This is a genomic window from Acidimicrobiales bacterium, assembly GCA_034521975.1.
In the GTDB taxonomy this organism is placed as follows: Bacteria; Actinomycetota; Acidimicrobiia; order Acidimicrobiales; family SKKL01; genus SKKL01.
The window spans coordinates 242,192-257,100 of record JAXHLR010000002.1 but is presented as its reverse complement, the minus strand read 5'-3'; the positions used below and the strand labels follow the sequence as shown (position 1 = coordinate 257,100).

Genomic DNA, 14,909 nt, shown 5'->3' with positions numbered 1-14,909 from the left:
GTCGCGGTCGCGAGAGCTACAGATCGACACCGTGTGCGCCGACCAGATCAAGGTGCACGAACCGATGACGGGGACCACCACACCGCTGCCTCGCGACATCCCCGACGCGGTCCCCGCCGTCGTGCTGGACGGCGTCAGCCGGGTCTTCGGCCCGGTCCGGGCACTCGACCGGCTGGATCTGGTCGTGCCCACCCAGAGCATCACCGTGCTGCTCGGTCCCAACGGCGCCGGCAAGACCACCGCGGTGCGGATGATCACCGGCGCGTTGGACCCCCATGGAGGCAGCGTTCGGGTGTTCGGACTCGATCCTGCTCACCGCGGCGAGGAGGTCCGGCGTCGCTGCGGGGTCGTGTCGGCCAAGCCCGCCCTCTACGACCGGCTCAGCGGGTGGGACAACCTTCGCTACGCCGCGCAGCTGTACGGACTGGGACGCAACGCCGACGGCCGCATCCGTGAGGCCGCGGCCCGCTTCGAGATCGAGCACGCTCTCGACCAGCAGGTCGGGGGCTACTCCACCGGGATGAAGACCCGCCTCGCCCTCTCGCGATCGGTGCTGCACGAGCCCGACCTGTTGCTGTTCGACGAACCCACCTCTGGACTCGACCCGGAGTCGTCGTACGCGGTGCTCGACCTCATCCGCCAGATGCGGACCGATGGATCGACGATCGTCATGTGCACCCACCTGTTGCTGGAGGCCGAGGGACTGGCCGAACAGATCGTGGTGCTCGACGAGGGCACCAACCTGGTGTCGGGGACCAACGAAGAGCTGGTGGCGCGCTACTGGCCCGGACTGTCCCTGCGACTCGAGGCCGAGGACCCGGCGACCCTCGACCAGCTCCGCCACCGTCCGGGGGTCCTCGGCTACCAGCGCCAGAGCCTGGCCACGGTCCAACTCGACGAGCACACCGCCGTGGCCGACGTGGTCGCCGACCTGGTCGCGGCCGGGGTGCGCCTCACCAGGGTCGAACCCCACCGGCCGAGCCTCGAGGACCTGTACTTCGCCGTCCGCTCCGAGGCCCGAGCCGCCCGAGCAGCGTCGACCGGAGGGGAGACCCCGTGAACGTCGGTCACATCCTCACCGTGGCTCGCACCGACCTCAAGCAGCTGATCGGGGCCCGCGACTTCTGGTTGCCGATGATGTTCCTCGGTGGCCTGTTCTTCGTCATCGTCCCCCTCGTCCTGCTCTCGAGCATCACCGCGATCGGCGATGTCGATGCCGTCGCCCAGATCTCCCAGACCCTCGAGATGCTGCCTGCCACCGCCCAGGAGAACGTCCGGGGCAACTCCGATGCCGGCCGGGCCGGCTACGTCCTGGCGGTGTACCTGTTCGGACCGGTGGCAGTGGTCGTTCCGCTCACGATCTCCACCGCGGTCGGTGCGGCGTCGATCGTGGGCGAGCGCGAGCGGGGCACCGGTGAGTTCCTCGCCCACTCCCCCGCCGACGTCCGTGCGATCTACCTCGGCAAACTGCTGGCCAGTCTCCTGCCGGGCTATGCCACCACCATCGTCGGGTTCGGCATCTACTCGCTCATCGTCAACGTGATCGTGGGGCCGGATGTGGGCGGCTGGTTCTTCCCCACATCGGAGTGGTGGGTCCTGATGCTGTGGGTCATCCCTCCGTTCCTCGCCCTGGCACTATCGGTCGTGCTGCGACTCTCGGCGCGGGTGAAGAGCACCGCCGCCGCTCAGCAGGCTTCGGGCCTGGTGAGCATCCCGCTGATCATGGTCGCCTACTCGCAGTCGACCGGAGCGCTCTTCGGCGCGGCCCGTGCCTCGGTGGTGATCGGTGGGCTGGCCTGGGCCCTTGCGGTGGTGGGGCTGTGGCGGGGGATGAAGGCAGTCAGCCGGTCACGTCTGCTGGGCGTCGCCGACGGGATCTGACCTCGGGGGTCGGGCTGGTGGCGTGCCAGGCCCAGGCCCAGGTGGCGATCACCAGCAGCGCCACCGGCTGCACCCCCAGCATGGCCGCGCCGAGGTGTCCGAACCCCGCCACCCACCAGAGGGCCAACACCTGGGGTTGGTGCCGTTCGGGAATCGTGGTGATGAGCGCTCCCACCGACACCACCAGCATGCCGGCGTCGTAGTAGAGCGAGTGCGGGGCCACCACCAACAGCGTGGGCAGCACCAACGCCACCGTGAGGTGATCGAGCACCGGCCGGGTCCAGAGCCGCCACACCAGCGCGGCCACCGTGGTGGCGCCGGCGACGAGGGCGATGGCCAGGGCAGCCCCTGAACCCGCGCCCAGCGCCACCTCTGCCAGGCCCAGCCACGAGACCTCGTTGTGGAGGTTGGCTCCCTGGTCGATCTCGCTCAGCGAGCGGGTGAGGTCGAGCCACGGGCCCATCCAACCGAAGCCCGACACCGCCGCGGAAGCGAGCCAAAGTACGACGGTCGTGACCGCCGCCGCCGCGACCGCGGTCCACCGTCGGGCGAGCACCACCAGAGCGAGCAGCGGCACCCCGTACTGGGGTTTGAGGGTGAGCAGGCCCATCGCCACGCCGGCGACCAGGTCGCGATGGTGGTGGAGTCCCCACCAGACTCCGCTTCCGGCCAACAGTACCAAGGCCGTGTTCTGTCCGAGCGTGACCCCGGTGAACATCGGAAGGAAGGTGAGGGTGAACGCCACCGCCGCGAGCCGGTACCGGTGGACCGTCAGCACGGGGAGCACGCTGCGGAGCACCAGCACCGCCGCGCCGAGGGCGGCGATCATCGCCAGCGTGTGCACGAGGTAGGCCAACCGATAGTCGAGCAGGGCGAGCACCCGGTAGGTGGCCGCGACGACGGGCGGGTAGGCGAACAGGATGAGCGAACCCTCCTCACCCCAGTAGCGCGCCTGGGCCTCGACCTGGCGGTCGACCTCGTAGAGCCGATCGCCGTCGCCGTCAGCGACGATCTGGCCGGCGGCGTAGAACTCGGGGAAGTCTCCCCCGAGCCGCCCCGACAGGCTGCTGGCGCCGTCGGAGGAGACCACCACCAGCACCACCGCGGCGACGATGGCGACCAGGATCGCCAGCGGGTAGGTCCGCCACCGCCAGCTCCCCCCGCCCGCCTGGGTCACGCCCGGCGACCCTCCACCAACGGAAGCTCGACGGCACGGCCCGAAACGACGCGGTCGGCGACGGTGATCTCGACGTCGGCGGGCAGGTCGATGCCCCGCTTGAGATAGGCCAACGCGACCGGATGACCGGTCGAGGAGACGTCGGCGGAACTGGTGACGCGTCCGACCTCGCGGTCGTCGTGGACCAGCGTGGCGCCCTGGGGCGGCGCCTGTTGGTTCTCTAGGTGAAGGCCGACGAGACGCCGTGGTGTCTGGCTGCCTCGCGAATCGATGCGGGCCACCAGCTCCTGGCCGGTGAAGCAGCCCTTGGTGAAGCTCACCGAGATGGGGACGACGCCGGCCTCGGCGGGGATGGTCGACGCCTCGAGCTCGTGGCCCATGCGGGGGCGTCCCGCCTCGATTCGCAGCACCTCCATTGCCTCGACCGAGCATTCTGGTGGCCCGGAGGTGACCTCGCCGGGCCCGATCAGGTCCCAGCCACGATCGCCTGGCCACTCGACGGGCACCGCCACCCCTTGGTCGGGGCTGGGCGGTGATTGTGGCGCCAGGACCTCGGCGCCGCGGAGCGCGGTCACCGTCCAGTCGCGACGTTCGAAGGTGACCGGGGTGCGGAGCTTGAACCGTTCGAGCCGTGCGACGAGCGGATCGGCCCAACCGGCGTCGATGTCGAGGGCGAAGGTGGTGTCGTCGACGCGGGTGACCCGGAACCAGGCGTCGACCTTGCCCTGGGGTTGGAGGATGAACGACCACGCGGCCCGTCCCGGTTCGAGGGCGGCGACGTCCTGGCTGAGCTGGCCCTGGAGGTAGTCGACGACGGCGTCTCCGTGGGCCAGCACGACCTCGCGGTCGAGGCGTACGAGCCCGGCGTCGTCGCGCAGGCGTTGGATCTGGTCGGCGAGCGGTGACATCGGGGGGCTCACTCCTGGTGCTTGCGTCGGATCGCGGTCATGCGTCGGGCCGGCGGGATGGCCACCAGCAGCGCCTTGGCCTTGTTGCGGCACTCGAGGTCTTCCTGCTCGGGCACGCTGTCGGCCACCACCCCTGCGCCGGCCTGTACCGACGCGACGTTGTCGTCGCCGATGATCATGGTGCGGATGGCGATGGCGGTGTCGATGTTGCCCGAGAAGTCGAGGTAGCCGACCACCCCGGCGTAGGGACCGCGCTTGGTGGGTTCGAACTCGTCGATGATCTCCATGGCCCGCACCTTGGGCGCGCCCGACACCGTGCCCGCGGGAAGCGTGGCCCGCAGCACGTCGATGGGGGTTCTGCCCTCGGCCAGTTCGCCCGCTACCTGCGAGGTCATGTGCATGACGTGGCTGTAGCGCTCGAGGGTCATCATCTCCTCGACCCGTTCGGTGCCGAAGGTGACCACTCGGCCCACGTCGTTGCGGGCGAGGTCGACGAGCATGACGTGCTCGGCGATCTCCTTGGGGTGCTCGAGCAGCTCGGCGCCCAGCCGTCGGTCGTCCTCCTCGGTGGTGCCTCGCCGACGGGTGCCGGCGATGGGCCGGGAGATCACCCGGCCGTCGAGGAGCTGCACCATCGGTTCGGGCGAACACCCGACCAGGCTGAGCCCCGGCTGGCGCACGAAGAACATGTAGGGGCTGGGGTTGATCTGGCGCAGCACCCGGTAGACGTCGAAGGGGTCGGCGTCGAGGGCGACGTCGAAGCGCTGCGAGAGCACCACCTGGAAGATGTCGCCGGCGAGGATGTACTCGCGAGCGGCGTCGACGGCCCGTTCGTAGGGCGCACCGCCCATGGTGGTGGTGAACTCGGGCAGTTCGTCGGCGTCGGGTGGGTCCATGATCGGCTCGTCGATGGCTCGGGCGCCGTCGCGGGCCAAGGTGTCGAGCCGGGCGACGGCGTCGTCGTAGCGGGCGTCGAGCTCGGCCTCGTCCGCCCCCGGCGGCACGATCACGTTCTCGATGAGGGTGACCCGCTGGCGCCAGTGGTCGAACGCCGCCAGCTCCCCGATGACCGACAGCATGGCGTCGGGATGCCCACGGTCGTCGGGCGGCACGTTCGGGAGCCGTTCGACCTCGCGCACCACGTCGTAGCCGAGGTGGCCGACCACGCCCCCGTGCAGCGGAGGCAGGTGGGGCAACGACGGCGACCGGTAGCAGTCGAGCAGCTCCTCGAGGGTGGCGAGCACCCCCTGGTCGAGGGGCAGGTCGTCGGGCAGGTCGCCTTCGACGGCGACCGCTCCGGCGCGGGAGGTGATCGTTCCGATGGGGTTGCGGCCGACGAACGACCACCGGCTCCACCGTTCGCCGTGCTCGACCGACTCGAGGAGGAACCCCGGCTGGTCGTCGCCACAGAGCCGGGCGAAGGCGGCGACGGGGGTGATGAGGTCGGCCAGCAGCTCGCGCCAGACCGGCACCACCGTGTACTCGGCAGCGAGGCGGTGGAACTCAGCTCTGGTCGGCTGCATGCCCGAACTCCCGGTAGAAGCAGCTGTGGTTGCCGGTGTGGCATGCCCCACTGCCTTCCTGCTCGACGGCGAAGAGCACGACGTCGCCGTCGCAGTCGTACCAGCCCCGCCGCACGTACTGGCGGTCGCCGGAGGTCTCGCCCTTGCACCACAGCTCTTGGCGGGACCGGCTCCACAGCCAGATGCGCCCGGTCTCGAGGGTGCGCCGCAACGACTCGGCGTTCATCCAGGCGAACATCAGCACCTCGCCGGTGCCGTCCTCCTGGATGATGGCGGGCACGAGTCCGGCATCGTCGAACTGGACCTCGGCCAGGTCGGCCTCGTCGACCGGTATGGGTGTCACAGCGGGCATCACCCCATCGTACGGGCGCGCCGCGACCCCACCGAACGATTCCCACCGAGGTGGGAGGATCAGGAGCCGGGTTGGTCGGCTTCGCCGTCTCCATCGTCGTCTCCATCGGCGCTGCTGTCTGTCTTGCTGCCGCGGCCACTTCGTCGTCGCCGGGCTTTGTCGGTGCGGCGGCGGCCGGGGTGGTGTGCGGGGCAGCGGGGTTCGCCGTTGGCTTGGGTGGTGGGCCCGGCGGGCCAGGCCTCGATGTGGTGGACGTCGCAGCGTTCGGCGGGCACCTCGCAGGTGTTGTGCACGCATTGGGGTTGGCAGATCTGTACGGCTCGGCGGGTGCCACCGACAAAGAACCGTGCCTGTTCGCCGAGGTCGACCAGCCGCGACGGGGTGTCGAACACGGCCCGTTCGATGTCGGCTTCGCTCAACAGGGGCAGGACCTCACCGGGGGTGAGGACCTGGCCGGTGGAGAGCTCACACACCCGACCCGCCAGGGTGTCGTGGTCGATGTGCACGGTGATCAACGGCACCGGTTTCCGGGCACCGGCGGGGGTCGCGGCGGAACGCCGGGCCATCTCGACCAGGGCGTCGTGGCGACGTTGGGCATCGCTGCGGGCCAGATCGGCCTTGGTGGCGTCGACCCCGAGACGGTCGCGGGCCTCGGCCCAATCGGTCTCCCACAGTTCTTGTTCGATCCTCGCCAACGCTTCGGCGAACAGGCCGTGGGCGACCGGGTCGAGATCGACCTCGAGATGGCCCATCCCGTCCAACCCAGTGGTGAGTCGGGCCCGGCGGGCCTCGTAACGGGCCCGGGCCTGGTCCTCGACCTCATCAGGCGCCGCGCACTGACACCAATAGTCGACCACCTTGGCGAAATCGTCGAAACCCAACACCTGGGCCTGGGCCACCAGCCACGCCTCGTCATCACCGGCAAACACCTCGGGGTTGATCCGCTGGGCCCGAGCCAACAACCGCACATGACGCGCCGACAACTCCCCCGCCTCGTGGGCGGCCGCGGTCCCGGGCATGTCCCGCAACGCCCGAGCCCGCCCGAACACGCCCTTGGTCTCGGCCCGATCACGACCCGCGGCCCGACCCAACCACGCCGACGCGGACTTGGACCCGTCCTCGGCCCAGACCCGCGACGCCTCCACCCGGCCCGCCACCGCCGCCGTCACCGCATCGAGCTTGGAACCCGCCCCCATCAACCCCACCAACACCTCCGCCGCCGACCCCGGATCGACCAGAGCCCAGTCGACCCCAGCCAACCCGTCGAGCACCTCCCCCAGTTGTCGCACCAACACCGCCGGATGTTCGCTCATGCACCCCACAATACCGGCTCGAACACCTGTTCGCAACCACAACCACCGAAACTTCAAGAAATCTCACAGAAGACGCCCGTGACTCAATGATGAGGAGGTGACACGATCCGATGTGTGATCGTCGTCGTCGAGGGCCCCAGCGCGGCGGGAAAGACCACATGGTGCGTTGCACAGGGACCCGACAGCGTGGTAGCCGAGACGGAACGGATCGAACCGCCCGCAGCCTCGTCTGACGACGGCCTCGCTCGGTTCTGGAACGACGTCAACTGCCGCCGCTGGGCAGAGGCCCTTCGGGTTGAGACCGAGCGCGACCTGGCGGTGTGTGACACCGATCCACTGAAGCTGCACTACGACTACTGCCTCGCGCGACTGGGGGTCATCTCGTGGGAACGCTTCGAAGCCGGCATCGACGCGGCGACCGAGGCCATCGCGTCCTGTCGGTTGGGCATCGCCGACCTCGTGCTGGTCAACATCTCCGACGACGAAACGCTGTCGCGCCGGCGCGACGCCGACCCGACTCGTAGCCGGAGGAACTTCGATCTGCACCGTCGTCTCGGCTCGGGACTCCGTGACTGGTACCAGACGCTCGCCCGGCTCGATCAAGATCGAGTCAGATGGGAGTACCCGAGTGAGATGCCGCCGATGCTCGTGCGCGACCGGTACGACACGGACCTGTTCCGAGTCTGGATGTCCCAACTCCCGCGCGAAGCGGCTGGCCCATAGCGCGACCGAGGAGTCCCACGACGTCAGTCGCCAACCGTTCGGAGCTCGACACCGAAGCTGGTCGCAGCCGTCCGCAGAGGATCGTTGTCGTCGACTTCGGCGAGACAGATGACGGCGGAGAGATGCCTCGCCGCCGCCAGCGCTTCGAGCGAGATGAGATCGAGGCGAGCTCCGGCGTGGACCAGTTCACCCATCGGCCACCCCAAGGCCCGGAGCGACACCAGATCGATCGTCTCGGGAAGCTCGATGACCGCGCCGAGCACGTCGGCGGCGACTGCTTCATCGACCCCACCGAGCCGCCTCGACAGCGACCCGACCACCGCGGAGTCAGATTACAAGGCAACAATGCATATCTACAAGGTCGCATTGGACAGCGGGACCGTCCCCGAGCTCCGTCCGAACGCTGAGGCCAGGAGAGCAGGCCGCCAGCCTCAGTCGACGAGGCGGTCGAGCAGCCAGCTCGGACCGACGACCTTCGCCTCGACGGCTCGGACCCGGGCGGCCAGCTCACGGTCGGCGGTGACCACCACCACGTCACGGTTGGTCTCGGCAACCGAGACCATGGTGTCGTCGCCTTCGCCGAGCGCGTGCACGACCGCCACGCCGTCGTGATCCGCCTCCTCTGCCCCTGACCGGGACCGGCCCTCGAGCACCACGGTCACCGGCGGATCGAGATTCCCCGCGGCCACCGTCGCCCGCACGCGACCCACGAAGGTTCGTGCGGCCCCCGGCCGATCGCGCCACCATCCCGTCGGGCGCGACCCGATCACGTTGGCCGCGTCGATCACCAGCATCCGACCAGGTTCGCGCGGCCTCGACCTCAGAGGTACAGGCCGGTGCTGCCTTCTTCGAGGCGGCTCGATGCCACCGCGTGGATGTCGCGCTCGCGCAAGATGATGTAGTCGGTCCCCCGCACCTCGACCTCGTAGCGGTCCTCGGGGTTGAACAGCACCTGGTCGCCGGTCTCCATCGAGCGCACGTTGGGCCCGACCGCAACGACCTCGGCCCAGGCGAGTCGCTTGGAGCTCTGCGCGGTGGCGGGGATGAGGATGCCACCCGACGACCTGCGCTCGCCCTCGGGCTGTTCGATCTTCACCAGGATCCGGTCGTTCAGCATCTTGATGGGCAGCTTGTCGTCGCCCGGCAGACCGGCGCCCTCGCTGTTGCTCATCTCGCCGACGGTACCGTCTGGGGCCATGTCCGACGACATCGACATCGGGCCCATCGAGATCGTCACCGACGACGGGCTGACCCTTCACGGCGACCTCGTGGTCCCACCGGGGACCGGTGCCGTCGCGGTGGTGTGCCATCCGCATCCGCGGATGGGCGGAGACCGCCACAACACGGTGGTCGACGCAGTGTTCCGGGGACTCGCCGTTACCGGGGTGGCGGTCGTGCGGTTCGACTTCCGCGGTGTCGGACGATCGGAGGGCACCTTCGGGTCGGGTGTCGACGAACGGCTCGACGCTTCCGCTGCCCTCGGCACCGCGGCCGCACTCGCCCCCGGCACACCGCTGTGGTCGATCGGCTACTCCTTCGGCGGCGACGTGGCCCTCTCGTCCGACCATCCCGACCTCACCGGCTGGGTCGCCATCGCCGCTCCGCTCTCGGTGATCGCCGACGATCCCGCCGCCGCGACCGACGACCGACCGACCACCCTCGTCGTCCCCGCCCACGACCAGTTCCGACCGCCTGCCGCGGCCCGCGACGCCTCCGCCGGGTGGGGCGCCACCACCGTCGTCGAGATCGACATGGCCGACCACTTCCTGACCGGACGACTCGCGGCGGCGGTCGACGCGGTGGTCGAGGCCGTCACACCGGCCTGACGTTGACTCCCTGATCGGCCATGAGCGCCTTGGCCTCGGCGATCGAGTGCTCGCCGAAGTGGAAGATCGACGCGGCCAGCACGGCGTCGGCCCCACCGCCGGTGATGCCGTCGACCAGATGCTGCAGCTCTCCGACCCCACCGGAGGCGATGACCGGGACCGGCACCGCGTCGGCGACAGCGCGGGTCATCTCCAGGTCGAACCCCTGACGGGTGCCGTCGCGATCCATGGAGGTCAGCAGCACCTCTCCCGCGCCCAGATCGGTGGCGCGGGTGGCCCACTCGACCACGTCGATGCCGGTCGGGCGGCGCCCGCCGTGGGTGTACACCTCGAACGACGACGGCACCTCACCCAACGATGTCGACTCGACCTGTTGGCGACGGCCGTCGATGGCGATCACCACGCACTGGGTTCCGAACTCTTCGGCCAGCTCACCCAGCAGCTCGGGGCGGGCCACCGCGGCAGAGTTGACCGACACCTTGTCGGCGCCCGCGCGCAACAGCCGGCGGGCGTCGTCGACCGAACGGATGCCACCGCCGATGGTGAACGGGATGAACACCTCCTCGGCCACGTGGCGGGCGAGCTCGACGATGGTGTCGCGCTCGTCGGACGAGGCGGTGATGTCGAGGAACACCAGCTCGTCGGCGCCCTCGGCGTCGTAGCGGGCCGCCAGCTCGACGGGGTCGCCCGCGTCGCGCAGGTCGACGAAGTTGGTTCCCTTGACGACCCGACCGGCGTCGACGTCGAGGCAGGGGATCACCCGCGCGGCGCGCATCGCAACACCTCCACCGCTCGTTCCACGGGAACCGCTCCCTCGTACACCGCCGTGCCGACGATCGCCCCCGCGAGCCCGCGCCCATCGACCTCCACGGCGTCGAGCGCCCGCAGGTCGTCGAGGCTGCTGACGCCGCCCGAGGCGATGACGTCGAGGTCGGTCGCGGCCAGCATCTCGGTGAGACCGGCGACGTCGGGCCCACCCATGAGCCCCTCGCGCTCGATCTGGGTGACGACGACGGCCTCGGCGCCGGCGCCCGCGAGGCGCGCCAGCACCTGATCCCACTCGACGCCGGCACCAGCGGTCCATCCCCGGATGGCAACCTCACGGCCCCTGATGTCGAGGCCGATGGCGACCCGCTGCTGGGCAGCGATCGCCTCGACGATCTCCGGCTCCTCGAACGCCGCCGTGCCGATCACCACCCGAGTCACTCCGATGCCGTCCAGCGCTCGGGCCGCATCGGCCGACCGCACTCCCCCGCCGACCTGGACCGGTACCGACACCGCCTCGACCACTGCTGCGATGTGGGGGCGGTTCACCAGCTCGCCGGTGCGCGCCGCGTCGAGATCGACGCAGTGGATCCATGGCACGCCCGCCTGTTCGAACGCTCGGGCGACCGCGGCCGGGTCGTCGCCGTGGACGGCCACGTTGTCGAAGTCGCCCTGCACCAGCTGCACGACACGCCCGCCGAGGATGTCGATGGCGGGATAGAGATCCACGGTCAGACCCCCACGGCGGTACGGGCCATGGCCACGAAGTTCGACAGGATGGCGATGCCGGTGTCGCCGGACTTCTCGGGGTGGAACTGGGTGGCCAGCACGTTGTCGTGCTCGACAGCGGCGACCACCGGTCCGCCGTAGTCGCACCGGGCGATGGTGTGCTCGCCGTCCTCGGGCGCGTAGGAGTGGACGAAGTAGACCCACGCCGGATCCGCAAGTCCCTCGAGCAGCGGCGAGGGCCGCACGATCTCGAGCACGTTCCACTGCATCTGGGGCCGCTTGACCCCTTCGGGGAGCAGCACCACCCGGCCAGGGAGGATGCCGAGCCCGGGGACGTCGGCGGTCTCGTCCGATCCCTCGTACATCAGCTGCATCCCGACGCAGATGCCGAGGAAGGGCCGACCGCTCGCGGCGGCCTCGACCGCCCGGGTGGCCAACCCCGACTCGTGCAAGGCCTCCATGCACCGCCCGAAGGCGCCGACCCCGGGCAGGACCACGGCCGCGGCATCGGCGATGAGGCCGGGATCGGCGGTGAGGCGCGCGTCGGCACCGGCCCGCTCGAGCCCCTTCTGGGCCGAACGCAGGTTGCCGATGCCGTAGTCGAGGACCGCCACCAGCGGCCGCTGGGTGTCGGCGCTGCTCATCGGTGCACCCTCACAGGGTCCCCTTGGTGGAGGGGACCGCACCATCGGCCACCTCGACGCGGATCGCGTCGCGCAACGACCTGGCGACGGCCTTGAAGCTTGCCTCGATGACGTGGTGGGTGTTCTTGCCCCGCACCATCTCGACGTGGAGGGTGATCGCGGCCGAGGTGACGAACGCGCGCCAGAACTCCTCGGCCAGCTGGGGATCGAAGGGTGGGTCGCCGAGGATCTTCTCGCCTGGGGGATGGACCTCGTAGACGAGGAAGGGCCGGCCGGACAGGTCGAGCGCCACGTCGACCAGGGCCTCGTCGAGCGGTACCCGGTTCGACGCGAACCGGCGCACCCCGGCCTTGTTGCCGAGCGCCTCGGCGAAGGTCTCGCCGAGCAGGATCCCGGTGTCCTCGACCGTGTGGTGGGCGTCGATGTGGAGGTCGCCGGTGGCGGTCACCGAGAGGTCGAGCCCGCCGTGGCGACCCAACTGGGAGAGCATGTGGTCGAAGAACGGCAACCCCGTGGACGCCTCGACCACCCCGCCACCGGTGGCGTCGAGGTCGAGGGCGATCTCGATCGAGGTCTCCTTGGTGGTCCGCGAGCGGCGCGCGCTGCGGGTCGGGGTATCGGTGGTCATGTGAGGATCTCCGTGAGTGCTTCGAGAAAGCGATCGTCTTCGGCCGGGGTGCCGAGGGTGACCCGCAGGCAGCCGTCGAGGCGCGGCCACGAGGCGCAGTTGCGCACCAGCACGGATCGATCGACCAGGTCGTGCCACACCTCGGCACCATCGCGTGCGTCGGGCCGGAACAGGATGAAGTTGGCGCCCGATGGCCACACGGTGACCGCAAGCTCGGACAGGGCCGCGACGACCCGGCCCCGTTCCTCGACCAGGTCGGCCACCCGGTGCTCCATGGCGTCGATGTGGCGGAGCGCCAGCGTGCCCGCCAGCTGGGTGACGGCGTCGAGGTGATAGGGCAGCACGACCTTCGCCAGCTCGGCGACCAGCCAACCCGGCCCGACCAGGTACCCGAGCCGCGCCGCGGCCATCGCCCAGGTCTTGGAGTAGGTGCGGGTGACCACCAGCGGCAGATCGTCGTCGAGGAGCTCGAGCGCGGACCACCCGGCGAACTGGCCGTAGGCCTCGTCGACCACCACCAGCGCACCCTGCGCGCCGGCGCGACCGACGATGTCGCGGACGACGGGCTCGGGCTCGACCAGACCCGTGGGGTTGTTCGGCGAGCAGAGGAACACGATGTCGGGATCGGTCGCCATGATCCGGTCGACCTCGGCCGGGTCGAGCTCGAAGTCGTCGGTGCGCTCGCCGACCACCACCGAGGTGCCGGTCACGCGGGCGATGTGGCCGTGCAGGGCATAGGTCGGCTCGAAGACCGCCGCCGTGCGGCCAGGCCCCCCGTAGGCGAGGCAGAGGGTCTGGAGGACCTCGTTGGAGCCGTTGGCGGCGAACACCTGGTCGGGACCGACGCCGTGCAGCCCGGCGATGGCGGTCCGCAGCTCGGTGGCAGCACGGTCCGGGTAGCGGTTCCAGTCGACGGCGGCGATCGCGTCGGCCAGCTCGCGGGCGAACTCGGGCGGTGGTCCGACCGGCGACTCGTTGGTGTTGAGGCGGACCTCGACGTCGACCTGTGGCGAGTGGTAGCCGTCCATGAGCGCGAGGTCGTCGCGCACCGCCGGCCGTCGCGACCGCGTGCCGGAGCCGGTCATCGGTCGGCCTGGCGGAGACGGACCGATTCGGCATGGGCATCGAGCCCCTCGGCCGCCGCCAGCGCCACCACGTGGGGAGCCACGGCGTCGAAGCCCGCGGGCTCGACGGTCACCACGTGGATGTCCTTGGTGAAGTCGGCGACGGTGAGCGCGCTGGCGAATCGGGCGGTGCCGTCGGTGGGGAGCACGTGGCTGGGACCGGCGATGTAGTCGCCGATCGACGCGGGAGAGAGCGGTCCGCAGAACACCGCCGGTGCGTTGCGCACCAGCGGAAGCAACCGACGAGGGTCGTCGCAGAGGAGCTCGAGGTGTTCGGGGGCGACGAGGTTGGCGACCGCGATGGCCTGCTCGGGGCCGTCGACGAGGGCGCTGAACCCACCGGCGGACAAGGTCTGTTCGATCTCGGTTCGCCGTGGAGCGCCGGCGACGAGACGTTCGACCGCGGCGTCCACCGCCTCGCACACCTCCGGGGACCAGCTGATGAGCCACGAGGTGCCGTCGGGGCCGTGCTCGGCCTGCAGGATGACGTCGATGGCCGCGTAGTCGACCGGTGTCGTCTCGTCGGCGACGACCACCACCTCGGACGGTCCCGCGAAGGCCGCCGCGATGCCGACCCGGTCGGACACCTCGCGCTTGGCGACCGCGACGAACACGTTGCCGGGCCCGGCGATGACGTCGACCGGGCGCACCGTCTCGGTGCCGTAGGCCATGGCACCGATCGCCTGGGCTCCACCGATGGCGTAGACCTCGTCGACCCCGGCGATCGCGGCCGCGGCCAGGGTCACCTCGGCGACTCGACCGGTGGCGCGGTCCGGTGGCACGCACAGCACAACCTCGGGCACGCCGGCGACGCGGGCGGGGATGACCGTCATCAGCACCGTGCTCGGGTAGGCGGCCCTGCCCCCGGGCACGTAGATGCCGGCGCGCTCGACCGGCCGGACCAGCGCCTCGATGCTGATGCCGTCGCGGGTGTCGGTGTGGTCGTGGCGCACCTGGGTCTGGTGGTGGGCCCGGATGCGCTCGGCGGCAGCGTCGAGCGCGGCCCGCACCGACGGATCGATCGACGCCAGGGCTTCGTCCAACGCGGCGGAAGGGACACGTGGCGAATCGAGGCGCACCCCGTCGAAGCGTTCGGTGAGCTCGAGGACCGCGGTGTCGCCGCGTACGCGGACGTCGTCGAGGATCTCGCGCACCGCTTCCACCGGCTCGGAGCCGGCCGCCTTGGGCCGGGGCAGGGTGGCGCGGAGGGCGTCGTCGTCGAGTCCTCGCAGATCGAGGTGGGTCAGGATCATGGCCCCGCCACGGTACCGGTCCCACCGATCGGATCGCCCATCGGTTTCGTGGGGTCATACTGC

General features: G+C 70.4%; 18 protein-coding genes. 4 read left to right on the top strand and 14 right to left on the bottom strand.

The window, feature by feature from the left end; genetic code table 11:
- The first annotated feature begins 64 nt into the window (after nucleotides 1-64).
- Together U5K29_01410 and U5K29_01405 are read left to right on the top strand one after the other, a co-directional pair.
- Nucleotides 65-1,060 (top strand): ABC transporter ATP-binding protein, encoded by a 996-nt coding sequence (locus U5K29_01410; GenBank protein MDZ7677191.1) that lies wholly within the window; start codon nucleotides 65-67, stop codon nucleotides 1,058-1,060.
- On the top strand, nucleotides 1,057-1,881 hold the full coding sequence (locus U5K29_01405; GenBank protein MDZ7677190.1) for an ABC transporter permease: 825 nt from the start codon (nucleotides 1,057-1,059) through the stop codon (nucleotides 1,879-1,881). The genes U5K29_01410 and U5K29_01405 overlap by 4 nt, the downstream gene beginning before the upstream one ends.
- Here the strand turns inward: U5K29_01405 and U5K29_01400 are convergent.
- Genes U5K29_01400 through U5K29_01380 form a run of 5 tightly spaced genes read right to left on the bottom strand, consistent with a single transcriptional unit; the run spans nucleotide 1,841 to nucleotide 7,154 of the window.
- Nucleotides 1,841-3,058, bottom strand: coding sequence for a glycosyltransferase family 87 protein (locus U5K29_01400; GenBank protein MDZ7677189.1), 1,218 nt, complete (start codon nucleotides 3,056-3,058; stop codon nucleotides 1,841-1,843). The two genes, U5K29_01405 and U5K29_01400, sit on opposite strands and share 41 nt — an antisense overlap.
- Nucleotides 3,055-3,966, bottom strand: a complete 912-nt coding sequence (locus tag U5K29_01395) for a glycine cleavage T C-terminal barrel domain-containing protein (GenBank protein MDZ7677188.1) — start codon at nucleotides 3,964-3,966, stop codon at nucleotides 3,055-3,057. The genes U5K29_01400 and U5K29_01395 overlap by 4 nt, the downstream gene beginning before the upstream one ends.
- An 8-nt stretch (nucleotides 3,967-3,974) precedes the next feature.
- On the bottom strand, nucleotides 3,975-5,489 hold the full coding sequence (gene trpE / locus U5K29_01390; GenBank protein ID MDZ7677187.1) for an anthranilate synthase component I: 1,515 nt from the start codon (nucleotides 5,487-5,489) through the stop codon (nucleotides 3,975-3,977).
- Nucleotides 5,470-5,841 carry a phosphoribosyl-AMP cyclohydrolase gene (gene hisI / locus U5K29_01385; GenBank protein ID MDZ7677186.1) on the bottom strand — a complete coding sequence of 124 codons (372 nt, stop codon included), beginning with the start codon at nucleotides 5,839-5,841 and terminating at the stop codon, nucleotides 5,470-5,472. The genes trpE and hisI overlap by 20 nt, the downstream gene beginning before the upstream one ends.
- Nucleotides 5,842-5,900: 59 nt before the next feature.
- Nucleotides 5,901-7,154 carry a DUF222 domain-containing protein gene (locus U5K29_01380; GenBank protein ID MDZ7677185.1) on the bottom strand — a complete coding sequence of 418 codons (1,254 nt, stop codon included), beginning with the start codon at nucleotides 7,152-7,154 and terminating at the stop codon, nucleotides 5,901-5,903.
- A 114-nt stretch (nucleotides 7,155-7,268) separates the two neighbouring features.
- On the opposite strand from U5K29_01380, the gene U5K29_01375 reads away from it, so the two are divergent.
- Nucleotides 7,269-7,877 carry a hypothetical protein gene (locus tag U5K29_01375; protein ID MDZ7677184.1) on the top strand — a complete coding sequence of 203 codons (609 nt, stop codon included), beginning with the start codon at nucleotides 7,269-7,271 and terminating at the stop codon, nucleotides 7,875-7,877.
- Nucleotides 7,878-7,900: 23 nt separating this feature from the next.
- Here U5K29_01375 and U5K29_01370 read toward each other — a convergent pair whose 3' ends face one another.
- The 3 genes from U5K29_01370 to U5K29_01360 all read right to left on the bottom strand — a co-directional run bounded on the left by U5K29_01370 (nucleotide 7,901) and on the right by U5K29_01360 (nucleotide 9,048).
- Nucleotides 7,901-8,197, bottom strand: coding sequence for a hypothetical protein (locus tag U5K29_01370; protein MDZ7677183.1), 297 nt, complete (start codon nucleotides 8,195-8,197; stop codon nucleotides 7,901-7,903).
- 111 nt (nucleotides 8,198-8,308) lie between these two features.
- Nucleotides 8,309-8,671, bottom strand: coding sequence for a hypothetical protein (locus U5K29_01365; protein ID MDZ7677182.1), 363 nt, complete (start codon nucleotides 8,669-8,671; stop codon nucleotides 8,309-8,311).
- 26 nt (nucleotides 8,672-8,697) lie between these two features.
- Entirely contained in the window at nucleotides 8,698-9,048 is a 351-nt protein-coding gene (locus tag U5K29_01360; protein MDZ7677181.1) for a co-chaperone GroES, read from the bottom strand.
- Between the two features lie 25 nt (nucleotides 9,049-9,073).
- On the opposite strand from U5K29_01360, the gene U5K29_01355 reads away from it, so the two are divergent.
- Nucleotides 9,074-9,703 carry an alpha/beta hydrolase gene (locus U5K29_01355; protein ID MDZ7677180.1) on the top strand — a complete coding sequence of 210 codons (630 nt, stop codon included), beginning with the start codon at nucleotides 9,074-9,076 and terminating at the stop codon, nucleotides 9,701-9,703.
- Here U5K29_01355 and hisF read toward each other — a convergent pair.
- The 6 genes from hisF to hisD are packed head-to-tail and all read right to left on the bottom strand — an operon-like array spanning nucleotide 9,690 to nucleotide 14,846.
- Entirely contained in the window at nucleotides 9,690-10,478 is a 789-nt protein-coding gene (gene hisF / locus U5K29_01350) for an imidazole glycerol phosphate synthase subunit HisF (protein ID MDZ7677179.1), read from the bottom strand. The genes U5K29_01355 and hisF overlap by 14 nt on opposite strands.
- The gene (locus tag U5K29_01345) at nucleotides 10,460-11,197 is read right to left on the bottom strand and encodes a 1-(5-phosphoribosyl)-5-[(5-phosphoribosylamino)methylideneamino] imidazole-4-carboxamide isomerase (protein MDZ7677178.1); all 738 of its coding nucleotides are present in this window, start codon (nucleotides 11,195-11,197) and stop codon (nucleotides 10,460-10,462) included. Before U5K29_01345 ends, hisF begins: the two co-directional genes overlap by 19 nt.
- 2 nt (nucleotides 11,198-11,199) lie before the next feature.
- A complete protein-coding gene (hisH, locus tag U5K29_01340) occupies nucleotides 11,200-11,841 on the bottom strand; it encodes an imidazole glycerol phosphate synthase subunit HisH (protein MDZ7677177.1) in 642 nt (213 codons plus the stop codon).
- A gap of 10 nt (nucleotides 11,842-11,851) precedes the next feature.
- On the bottom strand, nucleotides 11,852-12,469 hold the full coding sequence (gene hisB / locus U5K29_01335; GenBank protein MDZ7677176.1) for an imidazoleglycerol-phosphate dehydratase HisB: 618 nt from the start codon (nucleotides 12,467-12,469) through the stop codon (nucleotides 11,852-11,854).
- Nucleotides 12,466-13,554 (bottom strand): histidinol-phosphate transaminase, encoded by a 1,089-nt coding sequence (gene hisC, locus U5K29_01330; protein MDZ7677175.1) that lies wholly within the window; start codon nucleotides 13,552-13,554, stop codon nucleotides 12,466-12,468. The genes hisB and hisC overlap by 4 nt, the downstream gene beginning before the upstream one ends.
- On the bottom strand, nucleotides 13,551-14,846 hold the full coding sequence (gene hisD / locus U5K29_01325) for a histidinol dehydrogenase (protein MDZ7677174.1): 1,296 nt from the start codon (nucleotides 14,844-14,846) through the stop codon (nucleotides 13,551-13,553). Before hisD ends, hisC begins: the two co-directional genes overlap by 4 nt.
- Nucleotides 14,847-14,909 lie beyond the last annotated feature (63 nt).